This is a genomic window from Rhodococcus sp. ACPA1 (assembly GCF_002300195.1).
In the GTDB taxonomy this organism is placed as follows: Bacteria; Actinomycetota; Actinomycetes; order Mycobacteriales; family Mycobacteriaceae; genus Rhodococcus_F; species Rhodococcus_F opacus.
Map to the genome: position 1 here is coordinate 234823 of NZ_NSDX01000015.1, position 26215 is coordinate 261037.

A 26215-nucleotide genomic window follows, 5' to 3' on the forward strand; every position below is an offset into this window, starting at 1 on the left:
GCTGTGCCACGCTCGAACGATGCAGACGGAGCGAGACCAGCTGCTGCTCACGGTGCGCAACCTCGCACGGTTTCACCGGGAACACGAGAAGTTCTATTCCGAATCACCATTTCACGACGTGATCCGGTTGCAACGCAACTCGCGGGCATTGAAGGCATTGGCCGAACGGTGGTCGGTAGTCGCACCGTCCGGTGAGACGTCCCTCAGCCCGTTCGCGGGAGCTTCCGACCTCAACGATGATCGCGCCACCGAGACGCTCGGGATCCTGTTCATGGAGGGCGGTGGCGAGCCCGCGGAGATCACGAATCTGAAACGTGATCTCAGCGCGCTAGGGGAGGCGAACCGGGCGATCGGGCAGTGGCTGGCGTCGGCGATGTCGGCGGCTTGGGACATGTTGGAGGCATTGCTGAGCTACCCGGAACTTGCGGATCTGCTGGCCGAACGGCACCGTATCGTGAGCAACGACTGGCAGTGCGCGTCGATGGCCGAACTCATCGCCCGCAACCTCGACCGCGCGGTCGCGATCCTCGGGCGGGTCGACTTCACCCCGGCCGCTCTGCGTGCGGACCTCACGGCGCACCGTGTCGTTCCGCGGTATCTGTTCTCGGCCTCGGAAATGCTCGATTTTGCCGCGGATCTCGCGGCTCGCAGCGCGGTGCTCACGCACGAGAACGAGCGACGCTGGCGGATCTTCCACGAGCGGGTCGATCAGATCGTCGGGGCCGCCGACACCCCCGGCGGCAACGAACTCCCGCCGGAGGGCAGGTAGAGACCGATTGCAACGGCGTATTCGTCGTGATCACTGAATGGCGCCACGGCGTCCTGAGCGTTGAGTTGTCGGCTGCCTGGCGTGGCGGAGGGCTGTTATGGGCCCCCTCATCGTGATGGGTTTCAGTGGCTGGGGAGTGCTTTCGGGGCGCAGACGGCTTCGACGAACGCGCCGACGGCGTGTTCGGGGAGGTGGCGGGCGATGTCGGCTTCGCTGATCATGCCGACGAGGCGGTGGTCGTCGAGGACGGGAAGGCGGCGGATCTGGTGTTCTTCCATGACGGTGACGACTTGTTCGACGGTGGCTGCGGCGTCGACGTGGTAGGTGCTGCCCTGGGCGAGGTCGCCGGCGGTCATCGTGTTGGGATCTGTGCCGGCGGCGACGCATTTGAGGACGATGTCCCGGTCGGTGATGATGCCGTGGAGGCGGTCGTCGTCACCACAGATCGGTAGCGCTCCGACGTCGAGTTCGCGCATGCGTTGCGCGGCGGTGGTGAGCGTGTCGTGTTCTCCGATGCAGGTCGCACCGGTGTGCATTATGTCACTTGCTGTAGTCATGGTGGTGATCTCCAAAAGGTTGCAGGCAATTGTTTTGATGGTCCGGCGCTGAGGCTTCAGTGGCCGTTGGAGCCGGTGACGGCACTGGCCAGCAGGTACGTGCCCAGCAGGACGGCGGCCGGCGCGGCGATCGCGAAGGCGATGGTGCTCCAGGCGCCGATCGCGGCGAGGGTGAGCCACAGGGCTCCGATGACGGAGATGAGCGTCTTGGGCATGCTGTCCTCGATGGGCCGCGAGTGGGTTCGAACCGGCGGTCAGGTGGTCTTTTCGCCGGTGGGTGTGGTTTTCGTGATTTCGACGTGCTTTTCCGGTGTCGGGGATTCGGTGACCGGCATCGTGACGGTCAGGATGCCGTCGGTGTAGGTGGCGTCGATGTCGTCTTCCTTCGCACCGGCCGGCAGGGGCATGGATCGGTAGAAGCTCCCGTAGTGGAATTCGGATCGGGTGCCTTCCTTGTGTTGTTCGGTGCGTTCGGCTTTGATCGTCAATTGTCCGTCGCGGACGCTGATGTCGACGTCTTTGTCGGGGTCGACTCCGGGGAGTTCGGCGCGCAGGGTGTAGCGACCCTTGTCGAGGTGTTCCTCGACGCGGATCATGTGGCCTTCGAGGGAGGTCCAGGGCGGCATCGCCTCGAATCTGGCCATCAGGTCGGACCAGTCCGGCAGGGACGGGAGCAGGGCCTGGTATGGGCGGCGGGGGGACAGAATGCTCATGGTGGACTCCAGAGGATTCGGGCGTGGTTGCTGGCGTCTTCGAGTCCACTCGTCATCGGGTGAAGCCAGTAGGGCCGACGGTCCTCAATTCGCGGACTGCGGTCGGCGGCCCGACCCTTGTCTCGCACATTCGGCTCAGATCGCCATCGCCCGCCGTGCCTCGTCGAGCACGTACTTCGGCGAAGTTGTAGCCGCGACTGTCGACACTCATGTCGACGATTCGCCGGACTGACCTCGCCGATCTGCGGAGCGGGTAGTGACAGGTGGGGCGAGTCCGAACCGAGGACCCTCGGCCCTACCGTCACCACCCGAGGCGAGTGGACTCTGAAGGGGACCGGCCCCCACTACCCGCCTCGACAGCAACGTCACGGAAATCGCACGGACCACGACGATCGAACTACGGCACACGCGCGGGTCGCCCGTGTCGGATCGCGACGAATGGAGATCGATATGCATGCAGAACCAGGGGACTGGCTGGTGGTGAAAGGCACGGTCGTCGACAGCCCGGACGAGGTCGGGCACATCGTCGAGGTCCGCCGCGCCGACGGCGCACCGCCGTACCTTGTCAGGTGGATACGGGACGATCACGAGGCGCTCGTGTTCCCCGGCCCGGATGCGCATGTGGTGACGGCCGCCGCGAAGAACGAGGAGGACAGTCACGAGCGGCGACGCATTTCCGCGCTCCAAGACGCCATTGCCGGGAAACCGCACATCGAGCAGCGGACTCTCCGAACCCGCCCCCGAAAGTCCTGATGTCTATCAGGACTGGGCGAGCTGAACGTCTGCGACGCCCGGCACGGTCTCGGCGAGGGCAGCCACTACCCCCCGTTCCGGGTCGTCGAGCGCGAGCCCGGCGATCGTCACCTTGCCGTCTGCGATCCGCACCGTCCACCGCCGCGATCCCGCATACACATCGAGGCGGTGTTGCACTTCCCTCGCTATGTTCGTGTCGTCCATCGTCAGGATCTCGAGAAGATCACGCCGGGTGACGATTCCGATGACGTCGTGTTCGTGGACGATGGGGATCCCGCGCAGACCTGAGCGCAGCATCGCAGACGCGAGGTCGCTGACGTCGGTGTCCGCTGTCATAGCGACGACTGGGCTGGTCATCGTGTCGGCCGCTGTGACATCGGCTCTGGGGAGCGTAGCGAACTTTTCGCGGAGCAGATCGCCCTCGGAGACGATGCCCACCAGATGCTGCGACTCGTCGACGACCGGCAGGACGGTGAACCCCGAACTCGCAATGATGCGGAGGCATTCGTCGACCGGGGTCGACCGAGTCACAGTGGTGACGGGGCTACTCATGATCTGTTGCGCTTGCATGACAGCTCCTTCCTTTCGGCAAACGGCGTTGCAATCGGGCGCCGACAGGCGGCAGGGCCGACGCGTCGTTCTGGCCAGTGGACGCATCGACCTACGTCAACGTCGGACGATCAGCAGCGGGCAGGTGATGGAGTGCAGAAGCGCCCGGCTGGTCGAACCGAGCAACAGTGAGGCGAACCCACCACGCCCCCGGCTGCCGGTCACCACCAACTGCGATTCCCGTGCTTGCTGGAGCAGGTGGTGAACCGGTCGATCTCGGACGACAACTTTGCGTACGGACACGTCCGGATACTTGTCCTTCCATCCGGCGAGGCTCTCCGACAGGACGGCCTGTTCGGCGGTTTCGATTGCCGACCAGGGAAGATCGTTGTCGCTGAGATCGGCGGGGGTAACGGTCAACAGGCTGAAGTCGCTCCACGCGTGCACCGCCACGAGATCGACGCCGCGCAGAGAGGCTTCCTCGAAGGCAGCCGCGATGGCCGGTTCGCTGTTCGGCGAACCGTCGACACCGACCACCACCGGACCGTCCAATGGCGGCGCATCCGTCTCGGGCATTCCGCGGATCACCGCCACCGGGCACGCTGCATGACTGGCGACCGCGGAGCTGACCGATCCCACCAGGCCGCCGGTGAACTCTCCGAGGCCACGGGAACCGACGACCAGCATGCGAGCCGACTTCGCGGCGTCGAGCAGGACCGTCGCGGCCGAGCCGTGGCGTAGCGCCGTCCGGAGGGTGAGACGGTTGCCGGGCACGCTCCGCCGGGCGAGTTCGGCGGCCGTGGCGAGCCGCTGGGTACCCCCGTATTCGACGCCGGTGAATGCGCCTGCGGACAGGTTGACGGCGTCGCCGAACGTGCCGGGCGCCTTCAGGAGGGAGGACACCAGAAGTAGCGGGGCTCGGTGGTGGACGGCCGCGTCGGCTGCCCAGCGCACGGCGTCGAGCGATTGCGCCGATCCGTCCACACCCACGACGATCGGTGAATCTGTCTGCATGTCGATTCCTCGTCTCTGTTCGGTCGTGCAGGCCTGGTCGAGAATGTGCCACCGCCGCGTGACCGTCTCGAGAGGGCACACAGCCCTCTCCCGATCGCGAGGCGGCCGCTCACAGCGAGTTCACACCGTGGAGAAGTAGGGCGGGCAACCCCGGGACCATCAGTCCGACACCGACCGACACGGTCGCGGCGCCGACGACACGGTGGTGTGGATTGCGGAAGATGCCGAGTCCGATGAAGACGATCGCGGCTGCGCCCCCGAGGACGGTGAGGGGAGACGTCACCGACAATGCCGCGAGGCCCACGACGGTGGCGGCGGCGACCCATGGCCATCTCAGGTCTCGGGCTTCGAGATATCTTGCCTGCATTGCTACCCCCCACCGGGAGATGTCGATTCGGGCGGGAAGTGCACCTCGGCGATGCCCGGCACGGTGTCGGCCAGGGCGGCGATGACATTTCGTTCCGGGTCGTGAGGCGTGACGCCGAAGATCGAGGCGGAGCCGTGGGCAACGTCTACGCGCCATCGGCCGGCTCCACCGTAGACGTCGAGTCGGTGCTGCACTTCCTTCGCGACCTGAGCGTCGTCGGTCGTGAGGACGGCGATGAGATCGGGACGGGTGACGATCCCGAGGATGTCGTGGTCGTGGACGATGGGGATGCCGCGCAGCCGAGATCGAAGCATGGCGGATGCGAGTTCGCTGACCTCCGCGTCGGCCGTCATCGCCACCACGGGACTGGCCATCACGTCGCCTGCGGTCATCTCGTCCGGCTGCGAATCGGCCCCGCCCAGCTCACGGAATCGTGCACGGAGGAGATCGCCCTCGGACACGATGCCCACGAGATGCTTCCGCTCGTCGACGACCGGAAGCACCGTGAAGCCCGAACTTCCGACCAACCGAAGGCATTCGTCCACCGAGGTGGATCGGTCCACCGTGGTGACCGGGCTGCTCATGACGTGTCGTGCCTGCATGACGACTCCTCTCCTCGTCCCTCAGCGTCGGCGTGCCACTGTCACCGGACAAGGGTCCTAGGACCTCACCTCGTCGCATTCCTCGGTGCTGGTTCGAACGATCCCCCGGAAGGGTCCAAATGCCCTGGTGACGAGATCGCCGGTGCGCGATTGTGGAGTGAGCACGGAGGTGGAAAGAATGGTCAAGCGTTGGCTGGTCATGGAGACCGAGAACGGCGACCTGCGAATGCCGTTCGCTACGCGTCTCGCCGGGGCCGGCCGGCATCTACCCGCGACACATCTCACGACCACGGACCTGATGTCGACCACCCGTCACTCGACTCACATCGACCTCGAGCGGCTCACCGGGATCCGCGAGCGCCGGGTGTCCGTGGGGGACGAGGACTCCTACACACTGGCGATCTCGGCGGCACTGGATTGCCTGGAACGGTCGAACCGGGACGCCGCGTCGATCGACGTGGTGGTCAGTTGCAGCATCACCAAGTTTCACGGCGGTCTCACTCAATGGCTGGAACCGACGATGAGTAGTGCGGTCGCCCAGGCGATCGGCGCGCAGGGGGCGATGACCTTCGATCTCTCGAACGCGTGCGCCGGCATGTTGACCGGTGTGACGGTGATGAACAACTGGATCCGTCAGGGAATCGTCGAACGGGCACTTGTCGTCAGTGGTGAGTACATTTCGCAGCTCGGACAGAATGCTGCCCAGCACATCCGGAACATCATGAGCAAGGAGCTTGCGTGCCTCACGCTCGGGGACGCCGGGGCCGCGCTGCTCCTCGAACGTGCCCCTGCCGGATCGGCCGGGATCGGTTTGGCCGGATTCACCACCGTCGCCGACTACAGTCGGCTCTGTCTCGCGTACCCGAAGGGCGGCGACCCCGGCGCCCGGATGTTCACCAATTCGCGGGGGATTCAGCGGGCGGCGATCGCGGACACCCCGCTGTTGTTGCACGAGGTGCTCGACGCCGCCGGGATCTCCCTCCACGACATCGATCACGTGATCACACACCAAACCTCGGCGCGGGCGATCCGCAAAGGGATGGCCGAGGTGACCGCCACGCTGGGCGATTCTCCACGGCACGACGCGGTCATCACCGTCGACCGCTACGGAAATACGGCCTCGACGACCCACACCGTCGCGCTCGTCGAGGAACTCGAGGCAGGCCGCATCCGAGCGGGTGAGACCGTGGCGTTGATCGCCCTCGCATCGGGTTTGGAGATCGGCGTCGTTCTGTTGACCCTGGACGAGGAATTGGTGGCACGCTATGGGCACAGTCATTGATCGGCTCGACGTCACACGAGGCGGCTGGCGCACCCGCCACAGTGCATTGCATCTCGCGGTGTCTGCCGCCCAGACCTGCCTCGAACGGGCCGGTCGGAATGCCGACGACCTGGACCTGCTCGTCAACGTCGGATTGTACCGCGACCGGAATCTGGGAGAGCCCGCCCTCGCGGCGCTCATCCAGGAAGATATCGGTGCCCACCCGGAGGACCCCCACGACGACACGCACGGGACCTTTTCCTTCGATGTCGCCAACGGATCCTGCGGGGCTCTCAACGGTCTGCAAATCGTCGACGGATTCCTACGGTCGCACACGATCGACTGGGCGCTGGTGGTTGCCAGTGACGCCGATCCCGGACGTGGGATGAGCGAGCACTTTCCGTTCGCGCCGACGGGTGGAGCCATTCTCTGCCGCTGGACCGACGACGACTTCGGCCTGGGCCCCGTCCATTGGGTGAATCGCTCCGATGCCGGTGAAAGTTTCTGCGCCACCGTCGGACTCGAGGACGCCCGGAACGTACTGCGGTTCCGGGAATCGGATTCGATGGACGAGCGATTCGCGACCGCCGGAGCGCAGGCGGCACGGGAATGCCTGGAGGCATCCTCCCTCGACCTCGCCGATGTCGATCTGATCGTGGCCGCTCCCGCCCGGCGGAAGTTCCGCGCGACGCTCGCCGAGCACCTGGGCGTCCCCGTGCCACGGATCGTTGTCGCGGACGACGAACGGATGCATACCGCGTCCCTCGTGGCGGCCCTGGACCGCCGGACGGGTGGTATCCCGGCCGGGAACCGTGTCCTGATTATCGCCGTGGGTGCAGGGGTCACCGCCGGCGCCGCCCTGTACAGCGAACACCCCTGAGCCCGGGCAAAGGCATCGTCGCCCGGGCAAAGGCATCGTCGGGTCAGCCGGCCGCGCCGTGCCCGACACCCTGCATCGCCGCGTGCTCGTGCAGCGCAAGCTCGGCCTCGTGGTGTGCCGGTTGGAGATCGAACACGACCTCGTGGACGGTCCCGGTGAACCGGTACGGGGCCTTGTCCTCGTAATCGCGGTCGACGACCAGGCCGTTGTCGCGGCCCACGTCCATTCCCGCGTACGAACTGAAGGCCACGGGCACCGTCCGGGGCATGTCACCTTCCCCGATCAGTTCGTCGTTCGCCCACAAGGACACGTGACCACCGCTGCCCGGTTTGGGCTCGTCGGTCTCGAACAGCATCTTCACGGTGACATCACCGGTCGGAATCTTCTGCTCGGACGCCTGCCTGTAGGTCTCCACACCGAGGAAGGAATACGTGTGGTGGAGTATGCCGGTGCCGTCGACCCACAGTGCGAAGCCGCCGATGAAGTCGGCGTTGGCAACGATGACACCCTCGGCGCCGTCATCGGGTACGTGAAGGTTCGCTTCGATGGCGTACGAGCGTCCCGCCACACGAGGCACCATGCCGCGCTGCACGTTCTGGACGTCGCCCTTGAAGGTGAATCGGGTGGTCGTCGGCATCGGCGGCAGCAGGCCGAAGAAGATCGACATTCCCCCGAGCAGGGGGAGAGCCCGGTTGCGTTCCGCCTCAAGCCACCACAGCTGCTTCAGCTCCTCCAGTCTGTCGGGGTGATCGGCGGCGACGTTGTGGGCCTGGGAGAAGTCGTCGGGCAGGTAGTAGAGCTCCCAGACATCGTCGTCCGGGTTGTAGACACCCGGTGCGAACCGTTTGATGGTCTCCGGGGAGAAGTCCCAGGGGGCCTTGTCCAGGCGGGTGCACGCCCACCAGCCGTCCTGATAGATCGCGCGGCTGCCGAACATCTCGAAGTACTGCACCGTGTGCTGTTCGGGGGCGTCGGCGTCGGCGAATGTGGGGAGAAAGCTCGTTCCGTCCATGGGTTCCTGGTCGATCCCGTCGACGGTGGTCGGTTCGGGCAGCCCTATCGCGGCGAGCACGGTGGGGGTGATGTCGATGCAGTGGGTGAACTGCCCCCGCACCTGTGAGTCGGGGGGGATCCGGTTCGGCCACGCGATCACCATCGGGTCGCGGTCGCCGCCGAGGTGGCTGGCCATCTGCTTGCCCCACTGGAACGGGGTGTTGTTCGCGTGCGCCCAGGCGGCGGCGAAGTGCGGAGCGGTGTGGTCGCCGCCGAGCGCCTCGATCCCACCGTATTCGTCGATCAGCTTCAACTGGTGTTCGGCGTCGAGTACCACCCCGTTGAGGAAGGTCATCTCGTTGAAGGAACCGGTGATCGTCCCTTCCATGCTGGCGCCGTTGTCACCCCAGATGTAGAAGACGAGCGTGTTGTCGAGGTCGCCCATGTCCTCGATCGAGTCGAGCAGCCGCCCGACGTTCCAGTCGGCGTTCTCGGAGTACCCGGCGAACACCTCCATCTGTCGGGCATAGAGCTTCTTCTGGGAGTCGGACAACGTATCCCAGGCAGGAAACAGGTCCGGTCGCTCGGTCAGTTCGGTGTCCGCGGGAACGATCCCGAGTACCTTCTGACGCTCGAGCGTCTTCTCGCGGTAGGTGTCCCAGCCGTCGTCGAATTGCCCCTTGTATTTGTCTGCCCATTCCTTGGCCACATGGTGCGGGGCGTGGCTGCACCCGGTGGAGTAGTACATGAACCACGGTTTCTGTGGGTCCTGAGCCTGGACACCGTGGAGCCACTCCACCGCCTTGTCGGTGAGGCCGTCGGGGAAGTAGTAGCCGTGACCGTCTTTGCCCTCGGGGACGCCGAGGATCGAGTTGTCCTGGGTGACGATCGGATCGTATTGTCCGGCCGCACCACTGAGGAAGCCCCACCAGTGGTCGAAGCCCCAGCCCTGCGGCCAGTTGTCGAAGGGTCCGGCGGCGCCCTGCACGTTGTCCGGGGTGAGATGCCATTTGCCGAACCCGCCGGTCACGTACCCGTTCTCGCTGAGAATCCGGGGGAGTGCGGTGCAGCTTCTCGGCCGCACGGCCGTGTATCCGGGGAAGGGGCCCGGGTACTCGGCAATCGAGCCGAATCCCACGCGGTGGTGGTTGCGGCCGGTGAGAAGCCCCGCCCGGGTGGGCGAGCACACCGCGGTCACGTGAAAGCGGTTGTAGGTCAATCCCTGTTGCTGAACCCGGCTCAAGGTGGGGGTGCGGATCGCACCGCCGAAGGTGTCCGGGCCACCGAAACCGGCGTCGTCGATCAGCACGATCAGCACGTTCGGAGCACCGTCCGGTGGCTTCGGCCCGGGCACGATCGTCCAATCCGGTACGGAGTCCTGCACCGTGCGGCCGACGGTGCCCCCGAAGGTTCGGTTGGGGATCGGTAGCCGCGTGCGGTCCGGATCGAACTTCCCCATTGCCGCGGCCAGGGACGCCTCGAGGTCCCTCAGGCTCGAACCATCCAATTCCGCGACCGACTTCAGGGGGGCGCCGCCGAGCGCCTGCTCCACCGGAAGCCGGCTGCCCGACGGCAGGACCGCGATCACCACGCATGTCCCGGAGGCCAGCGCCTCACCGATCTTGGTCTCGAGGCCGCTCGTGATGCGGTGTGAGGCGAACTTGCCTGCCAGCGCGCCGGCACCGGCGCCGACGGCGGCTGCAGCCAGCATCGGCGGGGCGAACAACCCCACCACCAGGCCGACGCCCGCACCCCAGCCGGCGCCTTTACGGCCCAGATGGTCGCCCGTGTCGATCACGGTGAGGTTTCCGTCCGAGTCCTTCGTTACCAGGACTGCACCCCGAAGGGTGATCTGCTTGCCGCGCACCTGGGCGGCGAGCGCGTCGAAGTCCTCACGTGCACGGTCGAGGTCCTGATAGCCGGCGACCAGGACCAGCGCGTTGTCTTCAGTCATGGGGGGACTCTCCGTCTTCGGTGTCGCCGGTTCTGTGTGGGCGGCCTGCTCTCGATGCTCGTCCGGCGGCAGACTCGGCGACAAGGATCAAAAGGCCTCTGTTTCCGGCAGCGTCCGCTCGTCCCGTTTGCGAACGTTGCCTGATCAGCCGCATTCGCGGCGGTGGCCGAGATCGATCCGTCGCGGGACGAAGCCACGCCTCGGGGGCTGTGGTCGCGCAGCTTCGGTACCGGTGGCCGAGGCGAGAGCTCGGATCGTGAGAAGCATCTTCCGGCTCATGACGAAACCGATCGGCTCCATCAGCAGAGGCCCGAAGAAGAGACGGCTGACGAGTCCGGGGCCGCAGGAGCTGCAGCCCCGCTCGATCAACCGGGTGCGCCCAGCCTGGTCGCGAAGAAGATGAAACGCCCAGATGGAGGCGTCGCCGGTGCGGGGGTCGCGGGCATGGAGGACCAGGCGTGCATTCGGTTCGACCGACGCGACAGTCAGCGGGGGCGCTTTCGGGTGCAGCCGCACTTCGTCGCCGGTGTCCAGGTTCTGGTAGTCACGAAGTACCTTGTCGGTGTTGCGCACGCGACAACCGATGAGGTTCTCGAGTCCGACGTAACTGTAGAAGCCGCCGCGGCCCTGACCCAGCTGGACGATCCAGGGCCACACCACTTCCGGCGGCGCGTCGACCGTGACGGCGTGCGTGTAGCGCCATGCGGGGTGGGGGATCAGCTCGTCTCCCGGCAGCGCTGCCGCCGCCTCCGTTGCGGTCGCGCCCCACGTCGTGCGCCGCCGGCGCAGCGGTTTCGTCAGGAGCACGTGCGTCGAAATCAACACCGCACCACCGAGGGACTGCCGGATGACGGCCGAGCGCGTCACGACGTGCCTCCTGTCGGTCGAGCGTACGTCCCATCATCGAGCCGCAGACCAGAGTTCGACAGGGTATTTCGGCCCCGCGCGAAGTGACGGTGACTTTGGACCCTGTGCGGTCCGAAGTCGACGGTGTTCGCTGGATCATGACGACGAGGAGACCTCATGAACGTGCAACAGACGGTGGTCGAACACCGTTGGGTCAAGCCGATCGATCAACTCGGATTGGCGGACGCACCATCGGTAGGGGGCAAGGCGGCCAATCTCGGTGAGCTGACGCGCGCCCGCTATCCGGTCCCACCAGGATTTGCCGTCACCGCGGAAGGCTACCTGGGGGCGATGGACGAGGCGGGAGTGCGCGACACCCTTCGGGAACACGGGTTGCCGAAAGCCGGGACCGACGACAACACCCTCACCGCAGCGTCGCACGAGTTGCGGTCGACCGTACTCGGCGTTCCGATGCCCGCTGCCCTGCGGGCGGAAATTCTCGCTGCGTACCGTGAGCTCGGCGCGGGGGCGCCGAGGGTCGCGGTCCGCTCGTCCGCCCCCGCCGAAGACGCGGCCGACACCTCGTTCGCAGGTATCCACGACAGCTTCGTCGGCGTGTCCGGTGACGACGCGCTGATCGAGGCAATCGGCAAATGCTGGGCGTCGCTGTGGTCCGAGCGCGCACTCACCTATCGCAGCGTTCAGGGAGTGACCGACGAGCCGTCGATCGCGGTCGTCGTCCAGTTGATGGTGGACGCCGACCAGTCGGGCGTGGTCTTCACCGCAGATCCCAGAACCGGTGCACGCGATCGCATCGTCGTCGAAGCCGCGACCGGACTGGGCGAGGTCGTGGTGGGGGGCCAGGTGGAGCCGGACACCTATGTGGTGGCGAAGTCGGGATTCGCAGTGATCGACGCCCACATCGGGTCACAGTCCTTCTCCATCACCGCGGATGACGAAGGGGAGCATTCGGTAGAGATTCCCGCCACGGCACGAGGCCGACGCGTTCTCACCGACCAGCAGCTCGAACGATTGGCGTTGCTCGCCGTCGCTGTCGAAGACCATTATCACGTCCCCCAGGACCTCGAATTCGCGTTCGCTGCAAATCGGTTGTGGATCGTCCAGACCCGCCCCATCACGACTCTGGGACAGCCCCGGGCTCGCACGGAGGAACACCGCGAATCGACGAGCAAGGCCCTCGTCCACGGGCTCGGCGCAGGCCCCGGAACGGCGACCGGCCGCGTCCGCATCCTGCGGTCCATGTCCGACGCCCACCGGTTGTCCGACGGAGAGATACTCGTCGCACCCATGACACGCCCCGACTGGCTTCCCGTGTTGCGCCGTGCGGCGGCAATCGTCACGGACGGCGGCGGGATCACCTGTCACGCCGCCATCGTCGGTCGCGAGCTGGGACGTCCCGTGGTCGTCGGTACCCGGACCGCCACCACCGAACTGGTGGAGGGGGCGATCGTCACGGTCGACGGTGATTCGGGGGTGGTCTACGACGGAGCGGTATCCGCCTCTGCACCGGAGTCGTCGGCGAAGGGTGCCGTTTCCGCACCGCGACCGGCGACGGAGCGGACGAGTGCGGGGTCCGCACCGGAGGTGACGGCCACCTCCGTGTACGTCAACCTCGCCACACCGGACGCCGCCGACCGTGTGGCCGCTTCCGACGTCGACGGAGTGGGGTTGCTGCGCGCCGAGTTCATGATCATGGACGCGCTGGGTGGGACACATCCGGCAGCGATGATCGCGCAGGGACGCCGCGACGAGTACGTGGCCGAGATGGCGGCGGCGGTCGAACGCATCGCCGCCGCGTTCACGCCGCGCCCCGTCATCTACCGGGCGATCGATCTACGCACCAACGAATTCGCCAACCTTTCCGGTGGCGACGTGGAGCCGCACGAAGACAACCCGATGATCGGCTACCGCGGCTGCTTCCGCTACGTGCGCGAACCCGAACTGTTCCGCCTCGATCTCGACGTGCTGTTCACCGTCAGGAAGCGCTACCCGAACGTGCATCTGATGATCCCGTTCGTCCGCACCCGGTGGGAACTCGCTCAGTGCCTTGCTGACCTCGACTCCCATCCACTGGGCGCGGATCGCCGCATGCACCGATGGATCATGGCGGAGGTCCCCTCCGTCGCGTACTGGATTCCGGAGTACGCGGCCCTCGGCATCGATGGCGTCTCCATCGGTACGAACGACCTCACCCAACTCGTGCTGGGAGTCGATCGGGATTCCGAGATCTGCCGGGATCTGTTCGACACCATGGACCCGGCCGTACTCGACGCCATCGACGTCATCATCGAGCGTGCTACACGTGCCGGGCTCACCACCTCCCTGTGCGGGCAGGCAGTGTCGACCAACCCCGCTCTGGCGGAACATCTCGTGCGCAAAGGCATCACCTCGGTGTCCGTGGCACCGGACGTGGCCGCCAATACGCGCCACAACATCGCGGCTGCGGAACGCAGGATCCTGCTCGACCGAGCAAGGTCAGAGCTGCGAACGTCCGCGGATGGGGACCGGCGAGGAGGAACCCGATGAGCGAACCCGTCGCGACACTGATCAGCGGCACCAGCGACTCCGTCACCGTGCACGGTCCTGGTGGCACCGACACGGTGCTGCCGGTCGCCGTGTGGCAGCTGCCCGACGCCCGTCAGGTGGTCGTGGTGGGGGAGGGCGGTCCGCTCATCGTCGCCGATATCGACGGGGCGCAGCTCGCCGAGGCGATCCAGTCGAGATGGCCCGGGGCTGCCATGCTGGAGCGTCGCACCAGTCCCATCGCATCGACAGGTGACCCACGAGCTTACGACGCCGTGTACTGTCAACTCGCGCTGGATGGTTCACGATGCGATCCGAACTACGCGGAACTGAGCGCGGCCGGTCTCCATCTCGCACACGCTTGACTATCCGACGATGGTGCCCGCGGCGGATCCGTCGGTGAGCAGTTGATAGAACCGCTCGACGTCGGATCGCCGGCACAGGGCGGTGCCGGGTGTCTGCAGCATGGCCGCCCCCGCGGCGATCCCGTACCGCACCGAGTCGCTCAACGAGCGACCGTGTGCCAGGCCGCACACCACACCGGCGACCATGCTGTCGCCCGCACCGACACCGCTGACCACCGGGACTTGGACCGACGGGAAATACTCGTCGCGGTCCCGCGTGACCAGCAGAGCGCCATCGGCACCGAGCGAAAGGACCACGACCTGGGAGACCCCCCGGTCGATGACTTCCCGAGCCGCAGCCACCTGGTCGTCGATCGCCGACAACTCCCGCCCCGTCCAGTCCCGGAGTTCGCGAATGCTCGGTTTGACGAGAAACACCCCACCCCGAAGTTGTCTCAGGGCCGGACCGGACGTATCGACGATGACTCGCGCACCGAGGTCGCCGACGACGTCTGCCACCTGCTGGTAGAAATCGGCGGGCACACCCGGTGGCAGACTTCCGCTCACCACCACATAGTCGGCGCCCGACGCGACCTCGATGACCAGGTCGAGACAGGCCACCTGTTCCCTCGCGGTCACTGTTGGTCCCGGCAGGACGAAACGGTACTGCAGACCCGTCTCGTTCTCGTTGATCGTCAGGCTCTCCCGTGTGGAACCGCGGATCGTCAGACTCCGGATCTCGACGCCCTCGGTGGCCACGAGATCCTCGAGGGCCCGGCCGGTATGGCCGCCCGAAGGAAACACCGCCGTCGCGGGAGTTCCGAGAACGTGCAGTACCCGGGCCACGTTCAGTCCGCCGCCGCCGGGATCTCGGCGAGGCGCGCCGCAGCGCACCTTGTCGGTCGGCACCACCCGGTTCGTGCTCGTGGTGATGTCGAGCGCGGGATTCATCGTCAACGTCACGATGTCGGGCATGGGCTCTCCTGTCGTCGGGCAAGCCGGGCCGTGACCGGCGAACGGTAGCTGTGACTACTCATCTCGCCACCCCGACGTGGAATGCCAGATCCGCTCCGCCGTCTGCACGGTGTCCCCGGCGGCCGTGTCCGTGTCGACCGCGGTGGCCGAGGGCCACGCCGCGGCACTCGCGGCCATCGCGTCGTACACGGCGGGGGTGGCGTCCGAGTCGCCGGTTGGACGGCTCCCGATTCTCGCGATCGCCATGGCGCGTGGTGCCCTGCATTCGAGTTCGACGAGATCGCTGTGGGTGCAGGAAGCGACGAGCGCAGCGCGCTCCCGGAGCATCGGTTGTGTCCACGACGCATCCAGCACGACCGACCTTCCGGCCGTGAGATGGTCGCGAGCGCGCCGCAGCACCTCGGCGTAGGTGCGGTCGGTCATGGTGCCGCTGTACAAGCCCTCACCGAATCCGGCCACCTGACCGGAATGCGGATCGAGGCCGTCGAGTTCCTTGCGGACGCGGTCGCTGGAGATGACGACGGATCCGGTGACGTCGGCCAACCTGCGCGACAGCGTGGACTTTCCGGTGCCGGGTAGCCCACCGACCAGTGCCATGCGCACGGTTCCTGCGCGCAGCTGCCGCAACGCGAGGCCGCAGTGCGCCCGGGCATCCTCGCGGGCTGCCCGGGAACCCTGCGTGTACCGCAAACAGGCCACCTTCGCGCGGACGAACGCCCGATAGGCGATGTAGTGATGCTGCAATGATGCCGGGGGCTGGTCGCGTGCCGCGGCGCAATACCGATCGAGAAACCGCAACCCCAGGTCTTCGCGTCCCAGGTACTCGAGGTCCATCGCAAGGCATGCCGCGTCGTCGATACAGTCGACGTGGCGTAGGTGGTCGTCGAAGTCGAGGCAGTCGAGAATACGCGGCCCGTCTGCGAGGCAGAAGATGTCGTCCGCCAGAAGATCGCCGTGACCATCGACTATCCGGCCTTCCCGAACGCGGTTCTCGAACAGCCGTTTCCGCCCCTTCAGATACCTGAGGGCCCGTCGCTCCACCTCGTCGACGTCCGCCGCCGGGAGGACATCGCACCGGTAACTCGTCACCTCGGAGACGTTGGCTCGCCACCGTGCGGCCACCGCTCCGGGCGTGGCGTCACGATCGATCTCCGCAGACTGCTCCGCCCCGGCATGGAATCGGGCGACGACGGCGGCGATCGCATCCACCTGCGCGGTGGTATCGTCGCCGCCCCCGCCGACCAGCCGGGCCAGTCGTCGGTCCGACGGCATCCGGCGCATCTTGACCAGCGCTTCGGTCGGCCCTCCGGCCGGGTCCGTCAATTCGGCGACACCGAGATACACGTCGGGGCACAGCCTGCGGTTCAATGTCACTTCACGCTCACAGGCCGCGCGACGCCTTTCGGCGGTGCCGAAGTCGGCGAACGCCGTCCGGATCGGCTTCTTCGCCTTGAAGACGACATCACCGACCATGACGACGTAGGCCGTGTGCGTCTCGACGCCGCTCACCGCGAGTCCACCGACTGCCTGCGGTGGCGAACACCTCTGAGTTCTCTCGGTCGCCGACATGAGGGTTCGTCACATCACGACGGGCCGGCGCCGCGCCGAAGGTCCGTCAGCCTGCGCCTCCTCATCGAGGTCGAGGTCGAGGTCGAGGTGAAGTGTGGTCCCGTCGCGACGCAGCGCGTGGGCCCACCCCCGGTCTCGGATCACCTCGAGCATCAAGGTGTTCTGCGCCAGCACCTCCGCCGTCATCCGCTCGATGCCGTGCGCCCGCGCTGCGTCGACGAGCCGGGTCAGCAGCATCGTTCCGATTCCGTGCGATTGGTACTCGTGATCGACCACCAGCGCGAATTCGACCAGCGGCGAGTCGTTGTCCTGCTGGTGTGCCGGGCTCACGTAGTTCGCGACTCCTACCAGGATGCCGCCGATGAAGGCGCCCAGTGCGCAATGCCGGGGGTCTTGCAGGCACAGTGACTCGGCCAGATCCTCGAGATGGGTCGGACGGGCTCCGAAGAACCGCAGGTAGGCGTCGTGCTGGTCCATCCGCTCGTGCAGATCCTGCACGTCGTCTCTGTCGGCGGGTCGAAGGGAGCGCACGCCGACGCCCGTGGTGACCGCGTGTGGCCTTCCGGCATTCATGCACCGTCACCTCCGTCGTCGGCCGTCGGAATTCATTCAATAGTGGGGGCGGCCGCGGCGTCAGAGCCTTTGGTCCTCGACTACGGTCCTTCGCCTCTATTACCGGTGTCGGTGAGTTCGCGATGCTGAAGTAACCAAGGACGCGCAACTGGCATCGAAGGAACCCCAGAACGCAATGACCAGCACGAACAGTGATACGAACAACACGTCGGTGGGGCATGCGGAGGCGGTTGTGGAGCGGCTGATTCCCGAGTTCTGTGGGAGTTTCACCCGGGACGCGATTGCTCGGACAGTTGCCGGCAGCATTGCGGACCTCGCGGGGGTGCCGATCGCAGACATGCCGGAACTGGCCGAGCGGGTTGCCCGGCAACGACTCTTCACGGCACTCGAACGGCATCCGGAATGGTCGTCGTTCGCGAGTGGTGAGCCCTCCCCGAACAGCCGAGTGATCGTCGTTTCAGCTGCGGACGGGATGTTTGACCGGTCCGGGGTTACCGCGCGTCACCACACAGCAAGCGAACGGGAGAGGCCATGACGGAGCAGTGGCACGGCCGCGATGTGCATGGGTCCAGAGCTGCGGTGAACAGACAGGTGCCCGCGACCACGTGGCCCGTGGAGATCGAGATACACGAACCCGACGCGGAGCAGACCTGCTCCCGGGCCACGGCGCGCCTGCGCACACACGACAAGGCCCTCCTCGAGGGACGGGGAGAGGCCGGCTGCCACTCTCGAAACGCCGACATCGTGCAGGTCAGTCGCCAGATGGCCGCCGCTCGGGCCCTGACCGACCTGGCGCACCAATTGTTCGAGCTGGCAGCCGCACAGGACGCGGCTGCGGGCGGGCACGGACGCGAGTTCGGCGCTTCCGAGGCCGGACGCGGACTGTGATCAGCGGCCATGACAATTCTTCCCGCATCGCCATCCACCAGTGGGGCGTCAACGAACTTCACCGACTACGACGGTGAACGCACCCGATTTTCGTGGTCCGATATCGAGCGTCAACTCGGTCCTGCCCCCGGTGGCTGCAACATCGCCTACTACGCCGTCGACCGCCACGACTGCGGGCCGCAGCGAGACAAGGTCGCTTTCCGGTTCGTGGGTCCGAGCAAGGGTGTCGGCGAGCTACCCACCACCGAGGTGACCTTCGGAGAATTCGCGCATCGAGTCCGCAAGTTCACCGACGTGCTGCGCGGACTCGGCGTCGGGAAGGGCGACCCCGTCTTCGTGTTCACCGGTCGCATCCCGGAGTTGTACGTCAGCATCCTCGGCGCGTTGCGCAACGGAAGCGTCGTGTCGCCGTTGTTCTCCGCCTTCGGCCCCGAGCCGTTGGCCACGAGAATTCGGCTCGGCGGCGCCCAGGTCCTGGTGACCACCGAGCAGCTGTATCGGCGGCGGGTGGAGAAGATCCGCGGCTCGTTGCCCTCCCTGCGCCACGTTCTGCTGGTGGGGGATTCCGGTTCGATCACCGACGTCGCGGACACGCTCGACTTCCACAGCATGATGGCGGCAGCCGACGGGGACTGCGACATCACCCCGACCTCCGCCGACGACGTGGCCCTGCTGCATTTCACGAGTGGAACGACCGGTACCCCGAAGGGTGCGGTCCACGTCCACGGCGCCGTGGCCACGCATTATGCAACCGGCTTGTACGCCCTGGACCTGCATTCGTCGGACGTGTTCTGGTGCACGGCCGATCCGGGCTGGGTCACCGGCACGTCGTACGGGGTGATCACACCGCTGCTGCACGGCGTGACGTCGATCGTCGACAGCAACGAATTCGACGCCGAACGGTGGTACCGCATCCTCGAAGAGCAGGCCGTCACGGTCTGGTACACCGCGCCGACCGCGATCCGCATGCTGATGAAGTCCGGTCCGGAGCTGGCGCACAAGTACTCCCACCCGCACCTGCGATTCATCGCCAGCGTCGGCGAACCACTCAACCCCGACGCGGTGTTGTGGGGACGGGACGTCCTCGGGCGGCCCATCCACGACAACTGGTGGCAGACCGAGACCGGCGGCATCATGATCGCCAACACACCCGGTTTCGCCATCAAACCCGGCTCGATGGGACGACCCCTTCCGGGTATCGACGCCGCCATCGTCCGGCGCACGGAGGACGGCGGGATCGCACCCGTCGAAACGCCAAACGTGGAGGGGGAACTCGCGATACGGCGAGGCTGGCCGTCGATGTTCCGCGGTTACCTGCACAACGACGACCGGTACCGGCGTGCATTCGCCGGCGACTGGTACCTGACCGGCGACCTGGCCAAGCGCGACGCGGACGGCTACTACCGGTTCGTGGGCCGGGCGGACGACGTCATCAAATCGGCGGGCCACCTCATCGGTCCGTTCGAGGTGGAGAACGTCCTCATGGAGCATCCCGCGGTCGCCGAAGCGGGAGTCATCGGTAAGCCGGACCCGATCGTGGGGGCAGTGGTGAAGGCATTCGTGTCGGTGAAGACGGGCTGGAACGCCGACGACGCCCTGCGCCGTGAGCTTCTCGGGTACTCCCGCAAGAAGCTCGGCGCCTCGGTCGCTCCCAAGGAGATCGAGTTCGTGGACGTTCTCCCGCACACGCGGAGCGGCAAGATCATGCGCAGGCTGCTGAAGGCGCGCGAACTCGGTCTGCCCGAGGGGGACACATCGACTTTGGAGGTGGGCGGATGACTGCCCCGGACTTTCCCTACGACAAGGCGTTCGCGGTCGAGTTGCTGACGGACATGCTGCGCATCCGACGCTTCGAGGAGAAGGCGGCAGAACTATACGGCGCCCAGAAGATCCGCGGCTTCCTGCACCTGTACGTGGGGGAGGAAGCGGTCGCGGTCGGGGCCCTGCACGCGCTGTCTCCGGGCGACGCGGTGGTCGCCACCTACCGCGAACACGGCCACGCGCTGGTGCACGGTGTCCCGATGAACTCGATCATGGCCGAGATGTTCGGGAAACGCGAAGGCTGTTCGAGGGGTCGAGGCGGATCGATGCATCTGTTCGACGCCGCCACCCGGTTCTACGGGGGCAATGCGATCGTCGCCGGCGGTCTGCCACTCGCGGCCGGTCTGGCGATGGCCGACAAGATGCAGGGCAAGCGCCGGGTGACGGCCTGCTTCTTCGGCGAGGGCGCAATGGCGGAGGGCGCTTTTCACGAGACCATGAATCTCGCATCGCTGTGGCAGTTGCCGGTGCTGTTCTGCTGCGAGAACAACCTGTACGCCATGGGAACGGCCCTGTCCCGCTCGGAATCGCAAACGGATCTGTGTGTCAAAGCCGCGTCGTTCGACGTGCCGACGCTCAAGGCGGACGGCATGGATGTGATTGCCACCCTGCACGCGGCCCGCTCCGGCGCCGCGCACGTCCGCACGACCGGAGGCCCCTTCTTCATCGAATTCCAGACGTACCGATTTCGTGCCCATTCGATGTTCGACCCGGAGCTGTATCGCGACAAGGCGGAGGTGGAGTCCTGGAAGGAGCGGGGCCCGATTCACACCTTCTCGGCACGGCTCAAGGCGCTAGGGCTGTTCTCGGAGGAAGAGTTTCTCCGCATCGACGACCGCGTCATGTCGGAGGTCGATGCCGCGGTCGACTTCGCCGAGGCAGGCACCTGGGAAGCACCCGGGGACCTCCTGCGCGACGTACTCACACCGGAGCGAACAGAGGAGGCGTCGTGAAGATCACCTACCGGGACGCGATGCGGGAAGCGATCCGTGAGGCAATGCACTCCGATCCGCGGGTGTTCCTCATGGGTGAGGACGTCGGACGCTACGGCGGCACGTACGCGGTGTCCAAGGGTTTGCTCGCCGAGTTCGGGGACGAGCGGATCCGCGACACCCCGCTCTCGGAGTTGGGTTTCGTGGGAGTGGGAATCGGGGCGGCCGTGGGCGGGATGCGCCCGATCATCGAGGTGATGACCGTCAACTTCAGCCTGCTCGCGCTCGACCAGATCGTGAACACCGCGGCGTCGCTCCGGCACATGTCGGGCGGACAATTCTCCGTCCCCGTGGTGGTGCGCATGGCGACCGGCGCGGGCAGGCAACTCGCCGCACAACATTCGCACAGCCTCGAGAACTGGTATGCCCACATCCCCGGCATCCGGGTCCTGGCGCCCGCGACGGTGGCGGACGCGCGCGGCATGCTCCGACCCGCCCTCGCGGACCCCGATCCGGTGATCATCTTCGAACACACCCAGCTGTACAACTCATCGGAAGACCTCGAGGGGCCCGTCCCGGTGGACATCGACTCGGCGGCGGTGCGCCGGGAGGGAAGCCACATCAGCCTGATCACGTACGGGGGTTCGCTGCCCAAGGTCCTCGCCGCCGCCGACGTCCTGGCGGAGAAGGGAATCGCCGCCGAGGTCATCGACCTTCGGGTGCTGCGACCCCTCGACACGGCCACCATCGCTGCGTCGATCCGGAGGACACACCGTGCCGTGGTGGTCGACGAGGGTTGGCGTACCGGCAGCCTCGCGGGGGAAGTGATGGCGCAGATCGTCGAACGCGAGTTCTACGAACTCGACGCGCCACCTCGCCGCGTGTGCAGCGCCGAGGTCCCGGTGCCCTACGCCAAGCATCTCGAATACGCGACCCTTCCCCAAGTCGAGACCATTGTGTCCACGGCGTGGAATGTGATCGGCGATCGGTAGGAACGAGGCATAACCATGTTTGATTTCACGCTGCCTTCCCTGGGCGCCGACATGGACGAAGGAACGTTGACGGACTGGTTGGTCAAACCCGGTGACGAGGTCGAGCGCGGTCAGGCGATAGCGACGGTCGACACCGTGAAAGCGGCCGTAGACGTGGAGATCTGGCAGAGCGGCACCGTTCACCGGCTGCTCGTCGAGCCCGGAACGACCGTGTCGGTCGGAACCCCGTTGGCGACCCTGCTGAATCCCGGAGAATCACCTCCACCGGAGCGGCCCACGGCCGATGGGGTGCCCGGCACCACCGCGGCCACCCCCGCAGGGGAACCCGCACCGCGACGCAAGGTCTCGCCCAGGGCGCGCAAGGAAGCGGAAAGAGCGGGAATCGATCTCGCCGGTGTCACCGGGACAGGCGCGGACGCTGCGGTCACACTCGACGACGTCCAGCGGGCGGCAGCCCACGGCATCGAGCACGGACCGGCCGAGGCCAAGACCCGCGACATGCGCAGCGCCATCGCCGCGTCCATGAGCCGCTCCAAGCGGGACATCCCGCATTACTACCTGATGGACGAGATTCCACTGCGGACGGCGACGAAGTGGTTGCGCACCGAGAATGCCGCCCGACCGATCACCGAACGAGTCCTCCTCGCCGCTGTGCAACTCAAGGCGGTAGCGCTCGCTGCCCAGCAGTTCCCGGACCTCAACGGGTACTGGGTGGACGGCGAGTTCCGGCCGGCACCCCACATCCACCTCGGGGTGGCGATCTCGCTGAGAGACGGAGGTCTGGTCGCTCCCGCGATCCACGACACCGCCGACAAACCCCTCTCCCAGCTGATGGTGGAACTCGGCGACCTGGTGACCCGCGCCCGTGCCGGTTCGCTGCGCAGCTCCGAGATGTCGGACCCGACGTTGACCGTGACGAACCTCGGGGAACGCGGGGTCACCTCGGTTTTCGGGGTGATCTATCCGCCGCAGGTGGCGCTGGTGGGTTTCGGGAGGCCCAGTGAACGCCCCTGGGTGTTCGACGGAGATCTGCAGGTCGCGACGGTCGTGACAGCGACCCTCGCCGCCGATCATCGTGCCAGCGACGGAACACGGGGTGCACAGTTCCTGACCAGAATCAGCGAACTGCTTCAACAGCCGGACAGGTGGTGAGGACGACGATGAACAGCGAGACGATCGACTCGAGAGTCATACACGCATTGCGGGATATCGCCCCGGAGATCGAGGACGAGGAACTGTCCCCGGACGTGCCGTTACGCGACCAGGTCGATCTGGACTCGATGGACTGGCTGAACTTCCTGGTGCGCCTGCACGCCGTGTTCGGCGTCGATATCCCGGAATCCGACTACGCAACGCTGGTGACCGTGGAGGACATCGTCGAATACATTGCCTCGCGCACCCACGCCTGACGGGCGAGTGACTACTACGCGATCCCGGCGGGCAATCGGGCCGCGGTACTGCGGGGTGTCCGTCGCCGGTGCCACCGCCACAGTTCGTCACACCCCCAGACGACGAACGGCAGGGGAAGGAGCCACAGCACCTGATGCCATGACGGAGTCACAGTTCCGAAGACGAGTCGAAGCGCCGGGACGGTGACGACCAGCGCGGCGAAACACACCTCGAAGGCGATTCCCCACAGCAGCAGCGGATTGGAGGCGATCCCCACCTCGGTGAGTGCCGCGTGTTCGGTGCGCGAGGCGAACGCGGTCCCGATCTGACAGGCGACGATGCCCAGGAAGCTCATCGTCGTCGCCGATTGCCAGGTGTGGTGCAGGCTTCCGGCGCCCACATCGGCACCCAGATACCAGCCACCTTCGAGAAGTGTCGCGAAGAAGAGCGTCATCACCAATACTGCCGACACACCTCCCAGCAGGCCCCACGACCGGACGAGGATCCCCCTGTCGACCACGTTCTGGGTGCGCTTGCGTGGACGCCGATCCATCAGGCCCGGTTCGGCCTTCTCTCGGCCCAACGCCAGCGCCGGTAAGGTCTCGGCCCAAATCGATGGCGAGAATCTGCATCACCGTGAGAGGGAGGGGAACCTGTCCGCCGGACAGTGCGTAGACGAGGAACGGCACCACCTCGGGGGTGGCGTGCGCGAAAATGTAGACAATGAACTTGCGGACGTTGTCGTAGACCCTCCGTCCCGCCTCGACGGCGCTGACGATGGTCGCAAAATTGTCATCGGTGAGGACCATCGTCGCGGCCTCCCGCGCGACATCGGTGCCCGACTTACCCATCGCCACACCGATATCGGAACGACGCAACGCCGGAGCGTCGTTGACCCCGTCACCTGTCATCGCGACGACCTGCCCGCTGTCGCGCAAGGCGTCGGTGATCCGCAACTTCGCCTCTGGTGAACTGCGCGCGAAGATGAGTTCGACGTCGGTGGCGAGCAACCTGTCGAGATCGGCTTCCGGCATCTGCTCGAGTTCCGAGCCGGTGACGACTCGCAGACCTGCGTGCCCGATCCCCACGCTCTGTGCGATCCCTCGCGCGGTGAGGCCGTGATCACCGGTGACGACGATGATCCGAATTCCCGCGGAATGACACCTGGCGACGGCCGCCGCTACTTCCGGACGCGGAGGATCGAGCATTGCCGCGATTCCGAGGAGGGTGAGATCGCTCTCCGCCTCTTCCCGCGTCAGTCCCGGGCGAGTGCCCGCGTCGATGTCGCGCTCGGCGACGGCAAGCACACGCAAACCTTCGCGAGCCCAGTCGCGTACGAGATTCGCGGTGAACTCCCGATCGGAACCGGTGAAGGCCGTGTCCACACCAGCCGGACCGGCGATTCGGGTACACCGATCGAAGATCACTTCGGGTGCTCCCTTGGCATGGACGTGCAGCGTGTCGCCGATACGATCGACGGTGGACATCCGGCGCAGCACCGGGTCGAAATGGAACTGCGACAACCGGATTCCGTCAGCGTCTTCTGTCGCGGCTCCCAAGGACAGCGCTGCGTGCAGCAATGCCACCTCCGTCGGATCACCGGATTCGGCACCGGTACTCGAGATGCGGATCTCCGTACTACAGCACGCGACGATCGCCCGGGCCGTCCGGCCTGCCGGAGTCTCTGGTGCCGGAACGGCGACGGCGCCGTCGAACGTCACGACACCGTCCGGGGTCCACAACTTGGTGGTACGCATCCGGTTCATCGTCAGGGTGCCGGTCTTGTCGGTGCAGATGACGCTGGTGGAACCGAGCGTCTCCACGGCCGACAGACGTTTGACGAGGGCGCCCTGCCGGGCGAGTGTGCGCACGCCCACCGCGAGAGCCAACGTGATGGTGGGCAGCAACCCCTCGGGCACGTTCGCGACGAGCAGGCCGATGGCGAAGTTGATCGAATCGTCGAGCGACAATCCCGCCATCAGCGTCCCCAGCGGGATGAACGCCAGACCCATCGCCACCGCAACCGCCGCGATCAGCCAGGCCACGCGCTTCACCTGTTTCTCGAGGGGGCTTTCCTCGTGGCCGACGCGTTGTGACAACGCCGCGATGCGTCCGAGTTCGGTGTGCATTCCTGTCGCGAACACCACCGCGGTGGCATCGCCGCCCACCACATTGGTGCCGCTGAAGACGATGTCCGGCGCCTCGATCAACGGTCCCGTGGTCGACCCGGCGTCGAATCGGATCAGAACCGGCACGGACTCGCCGGTGAGTGTCGACAGGTCGACCTCGACCGATCCCGACAGAAGTCGCGCATCGGCAGACACCCGGTCGCCTTCGGACAGGAAGATCACGTCACCCGGCACCAGTGACCGCAGATCGACCGTCTCCGTCGTTCCCTGGCGGGCGACGCGCGCCCTGGTCGGCAGAAACGCCGCCAATGCTTCGACCGCCCGCTCGGCGTGTCGTTCCTGCACGAACGCGAAGGCGGCGTTGAGCAGGATCACGATGACAATCGCGACACCCAGCGGCGCCGAGCCGCTGAAGACGGCGAGAACGGCAGCCATCCACAAGAGCAGCGCCAACGGATGCGTGAATTGCCGCAGTAACTGCCGGGGCCAGGTGCGACCGCGATGCCGAATCAGTTCATTGGTCCCGTAGACGAGTGTTCGTCGTTCCGCTTCCCTCCGTGACAGTCCATCCCGTCTGGTGCGGAGGTCACGCAATAGCCGGTCGGTCGACTCCTGAGGGTCCACGCGAGCTGTCTTCGTCGCCGTCACCATCGCGCGCTCCTGGTCGTCGGGCCGTTCCGGTACGGATCACGTGGGACGGGCCCGGCGGGGTTCTTCTCCGACGGTGCGCCATCGACGGTTACGGGGAAAGGGACCTTGGTCCTCTCTTGCGGTCGCACGCAGCGCGAACCGGGTCCGGGC

Annotated in this window: 26 protein-coding genes and 1 pseudogene; 13 read left to right on the forward strand and 14 right to left on the reverse strand. The window is 66.4% G+C overall.

Features of this window, described 5'->3' with window-relative positions; all coding sequences use genetic code 11:
* Nucleotides 1-19 precede the first annotated feature (19 nt).
* Nucleotides 20-769 carry a hypothetical protein gene (locus CJ177_RS45705; protein ID WP_095871028.1) on the forward strand — a complete coding sequence of 250 codons (750 nt, stop codon included), beginning with the start codon at nucleotides 20-22 and terminating at the stop codon, nucleotides 767-769.
* Nucleotides 770-891: 122 nt separating this feature from the next.
* On the opposite strand, the gene CJ177_RS45710 is transcribed toward CJ177_RS45705, so the two are convergent.
* Genes CJ177_RS45710 through CJ177_RS45715 form a run of 3 tightly spaced genes read right to left on the reverse strand, consistent with a single transcriptional unit; the run spans nucleotide 892 to nucleotide 2039 of the window.
* Nucleotides 892-1326 (reverse strand): CBS domain-containing protein, encoded by a 435-nt coding sequence (locus CJ177_RS45710; protein WP_061699368.1) that lies wholly within the window; start codon nucleotides 1324-1326, stop codon nucleotides 892-894.
* 56 nt (nucleotides 1327-1382) lie between these two features.
* On the reverse strand, nucleotides 1383-1541 hold the full coding sequence (locus CJ177_RS47890; protein WP_179443476.1) for a hypothetical protein: 159 nt from the start codon (nucleotides 1539-1541) through the stop codon (nucleotides 1383-1385).
* Nucleotides 1542-1580: 39 nt separating this feature from the next.
* A complete protein-coding gene (locus tag CJ177_RS45715) occupies nucleotides 1581-2039 on the reverse strand; it encodes an Hsp20/alpha crystallin family protein (RefSeq protein WP_095871029.1) in 459 nt (152 codons plus the stop codon).
* 438 nt (nucleotides 2040-2477) lie between these two features.
* Between CJ177_RS45715 and CJ177_RS45720 the strand changes: the two genes are divergently transcribed.
* Nucleotides 2478-2792, forward strand: coding sequence for a DUF1918 domain-containing protein (locus tag CJ177_RS45720; protein WP_061699369.1), 315 nt, complete (start codon nucleotides 2478-2480; stop codon nucleotides 2790-2792).
* A gap of 6 nt (nucleotides 2793-2798) precedes the next feature.
* Here CJ177_RS45720 and CJ177_RS45725 read toward each other — a convergent pair whose 3' ends face one another.
* From CJ177_RS45725 to CJ177_RS45740, 4 genes are all read right to left on the reverse strand, one after another.
* Nucleotides 2799-3362: a CBS domain-containing protein gene (locus tag CJ177_RS45725; RefSeq protein WP_061699370.1), complete on the reverse strand. Its 564-nt coding sequence runs from the start codon at nucleotides 3360-3362 to the stop codon at nucleotides 2799-2801.
* Nucleotides 3363-3458: 96 nt separating this feature from the next.
* Nucleotides 3459-4355, reverse strand: a complete 897-nt coding sequence (locus CJ177_RS45730) for a universal stress protein (RefSeq protein ID WP_061699393.1) — start codon at nucleotides 4353-4355, stop codon at nucleotides 3459-3461.
* Between the two features lie 109 nt (nucleotides 4356-4464).
* Nucleotides 4465-4722 (reverse strand): hypothetical protein, encoded by a 258-nt coding sequence (locus CJ177_RS45735; protein WP_007298887.1) that lies wholly within the window; start codon nucleotides 4720-4722, stop codon nucleotides 4465-4467.
* Nucleotides 4723-4724: 2 nt separating this feature from the next.
* Nucleotides 4725-5324: an HPP family protein gene (locus CJ177_RS45740; protein WP_061699371.1), complete on the reverse strand. Its 600-nt coding sequence runs from the start codon at nucleotides 5322-5324 to the stop codon at nucleotides 4725-4727.
* A gap of 178 nt (nucleotides 5325-5502) precedes the next feature.
* On the opposite strand from CJ177_RS45740, the gene CJ177_RS45745 reads away from it, so the two are divergent.
* Nucleotides 5503-6606 (forward strand): 3-oxoacyl-ACP synthase III family protein, encoded by a 1104-nt coding sequence (locus tag CJ177_RS45745; RefSeq protein WP_061699372.1) that lies wholly within the window; start codon nucleotides 5503-5505, stop codon nucleotides 6604-6606.
* Nucleotides 6590-7465, forward strand: a complete 876-nt coding sequence (locus CJ177_RS45750; protein WP_061699373.1) for a 3-oxoacyl-ACP synthase III family protein — start codon at nucleotides 6590-6592, stop codon at nucleotides 7463-7465. Before CJ177_RS45745 ends, CJ177_RS45750 begins: the two co-directional genes overlap by 17 nt.
* A gap of 43 nt (nucleotides 7466-7508) precedes the next feature.
* On the opposite strand, the gene CJ177_RS45755 is transcribed toward CJ177_RS45750, so the two are convergent.
* Both CJ177_RS45755 and CJ177_RS45760 read right to left on the reverse strand, forming a co-directional pair.
* On the reverse strand, nucleotides 7509-10412 hold the full coding sequence (locus CJ177_RS45755) for an arylsulfatase (protein WP_061699374.1): 2904 nt from the start codon (nucleotides 10410-10412) through the stop codon (nucleotides 7509-7511).
* Nucleotides 10413-10556: 144 nt separating this feature from the next.
* Nucleotides 10557-11279, reverse strand: coding sequence for a hypothetical protein (locus CJ177_RS45760; RefSeq protein WP_061699375.1), 723 nt, complete (start codon nucleotides 11277-11279; stop codon nucleotides 10557-10559).
* Nucleotides 11280-11435: 156 nt separating this feature from the next.
* On the opposite strand from CJ177_RS45760, the gene ppsA reads away from it, so the two are divergent.
* The gene (gene ppsA, locus CJ177_RS45765; RefSeq protein WP_061699376.1) at nucleotides 11436-13805 is read left to right on the forward strand and encodes a phosphoenolpyruvate synthase; all 2370 of its coding nucleotides are present in this window, start codon (nucleotides 11436-11438) and stop codon (nucleotides 13803-13805) included.
* Nucleotides 13802-14167: a hypothetical protein gene (locus CJ177_RS45770; protein ID WP_061699377.1), complete on the forward strand. Its 366-nt coding sequence runs from the start codon at nucleotides 13802-13804 to the stop codon at nucleotides 14165-14167. The genes ppsA and CJ177_RS45770 overlap by 4 nt, the downstream gene beginning before the upstream one ends.
* Here CJ177_RS45770 and CJ177_RS45775 read toward each other — a convergent pair whose 3' ends face one another.
* From CJ177_RS45775 to CJ177_RS45785, 3 genes are read right to left on the reverse strand one after another with little or no spacing between them, the layout of a single operon-like run.
* Nucleotides 14168-15121 carry a 1-phosphofructokinase family hexose kinase gene (locus CJ177_RS45775; RefSeq protein WP_061699378.1) on the reverse strand — a complete coding sequence of 318 codons (954 nt, stop codon included), beginning with the start codon at nucleotides 15119-15121 and terminating at the stop codon, nucleotides 14168-14170.
* A 54-nt stretch (nucleotides 15122-15175) separates the two neighbouring features.
* Entirely contained in the window at nucleotides 15176-16690 is a 1515-nt protein-coding gene (locus CJ177_RS45780) for an AAA family ATPase (RefSeq protein WP_061699379.1), read from the reverse strand.
* Nucleotides 16691-16699: 9 nt separating this feature from the next.
* The gene (locus tag CJ177_RS45785) at nucleotides 16700-17263 is read right to left on the reverse strand and encodes a GNAT family N-acetyltransferase (RefSeq protein WP_061699380.1); all 564 of its coding nucleotides are present in this window, start codon (nucleotides 17261-17263) and stop codon (nucleotides 16700-16702) included.
* Nucleotides 17264-17438: 175 nt separating this feature from the next.
* Between CJ177_RS45785 and CJ177_RS45790 the strand changes: the two genes are divergently transcribed.
* Genes CJ177_RS45790 through CJ177_RS45820 form a run of 7 tightly spaced genes read left to right on the forward strand, consistent with a single transcriptional unit; the run spans nucleotide 17439 to nucleotide 23305 of the window.
* A complete protein-coding gene (locus tag CJ177_RS45790) occupies nucleotides 17439-17798 on the forward strand; it encodes a three-helix bundle dimerization domain-containing protein (RefSeq protein ID WP_061699381.1) in 360 nt (119 codons plus the stop codon).
* 44 nt (nucleotides 17799-17842) lie between these two features.
* Nucleotides 17843-18151, forward strand: coding sequence for a dsRBD fold-containing protein (locus tag CJ177_RS45795; protein ID WP_231914157.1), 309 nt, complete (start codon nucleotides 17843-17845; stop codon nucleotides 18149-18151).
* Nucleotides 18152-18160: 9 nt separating this feature from the next.
* A complete protein-coding gene (gene acsA / locus CJ177_RS45800; RefSeq protein ID WP_061699383.1) occupies nucleotides 18161-19930 on the forward strand; it encodes an acetate--CoA ligase in 1770 nt (589 codons plus the stop codon).
* Nucleotides 19927-20925 carry a pyruvate dehydrogenase (acetyl-transferring) E1 component subunit alpha gene (gene pdhA, locus CJ177_RS45805; RefSeq protein WP_061699384.1) on the forward strand — a complete coding sequence of 333 codons (999 nt, stop codon included), beginning with the start codon at nucleotides 19927-19929 and terminating at the stop codon, nucleotides 20923-20925. Before acsA ends, pdhA begins: the two co-directional genes overlap by 4 nt.
* Nucleotides 20922-21896: an alpha-ketoacid dehydrogenase subunit beta gene (locus CJ177_RS45810; protein ID WP_061699385.1), complete on the forward strand. Its 975-nt coding sequence runs from the start codon at nucleotides 20922-20924 to the stop codon at nucleotides 21894-21896. The genes pdhA and CJ177_RS45810 overlap by 4 nt, the downstream gene beginning before the upstream one ends.
* Nucleotides 21897-21911: 15 nt before the next feature.
* Complete coding sequence (locus CJ177_RS45815) at nucleotides 21912-23048, forward strand: dihydrolipoamide acetyltransferase family protein (RefSeq protein WP_061699386.1); 1137 nt, start codon at nucleotides 21912-21914, stop codon at nucleotides 23046-23048.
* An 8-nt stretch (nucleotides 23049-23056) separates the two neighbouring features.
* On the forward strand, nucleotides 23057-23305 hold the full coding sequence (locus CJ177_RS45820) for an acyl carrier protein (protein ID WP_061699387.1): 249 nt from the start codon (nucleotides 23057-23059) through the stop codon (nucleotides 23303-23305).
* Between the two features lie 14 nt (nucleotides 23306-23319).
* On the opposite strand, the gene CJ177_RS49280 is transcribed toward CJ177_RS45820, so the two are convergent.
* Together CJ177_RS49280 and CJ177_RS45825 are read right to left on the reverse strand one after the other, a co-directional pair.
* The gene (locus CJ177_RS49280; protein WP_306453433.1) at nucleotides 23320-23838 is read right to left on the reverse strand and encodes a cation-translocating P-type ATPase C-terminal domain-containing protein; all 519 of its coding nucleotides are present in this window, start codon (nucleotides 23836-23838) and stop codon (nucleotides 23320-23322) included.
* A 172-nt stretch (nucleotides 23839-24010) separates the two neighbouring features.
* Nucleotides 24011-26065: pseudogene (locus CJ177_RS45825) on the reverse strand (cation-translocating P-type ATPase); the annotation flags it as partial.
* Between the last annotated feature and the right edge of the window lie 150 nt (nucleotides 26066-26215).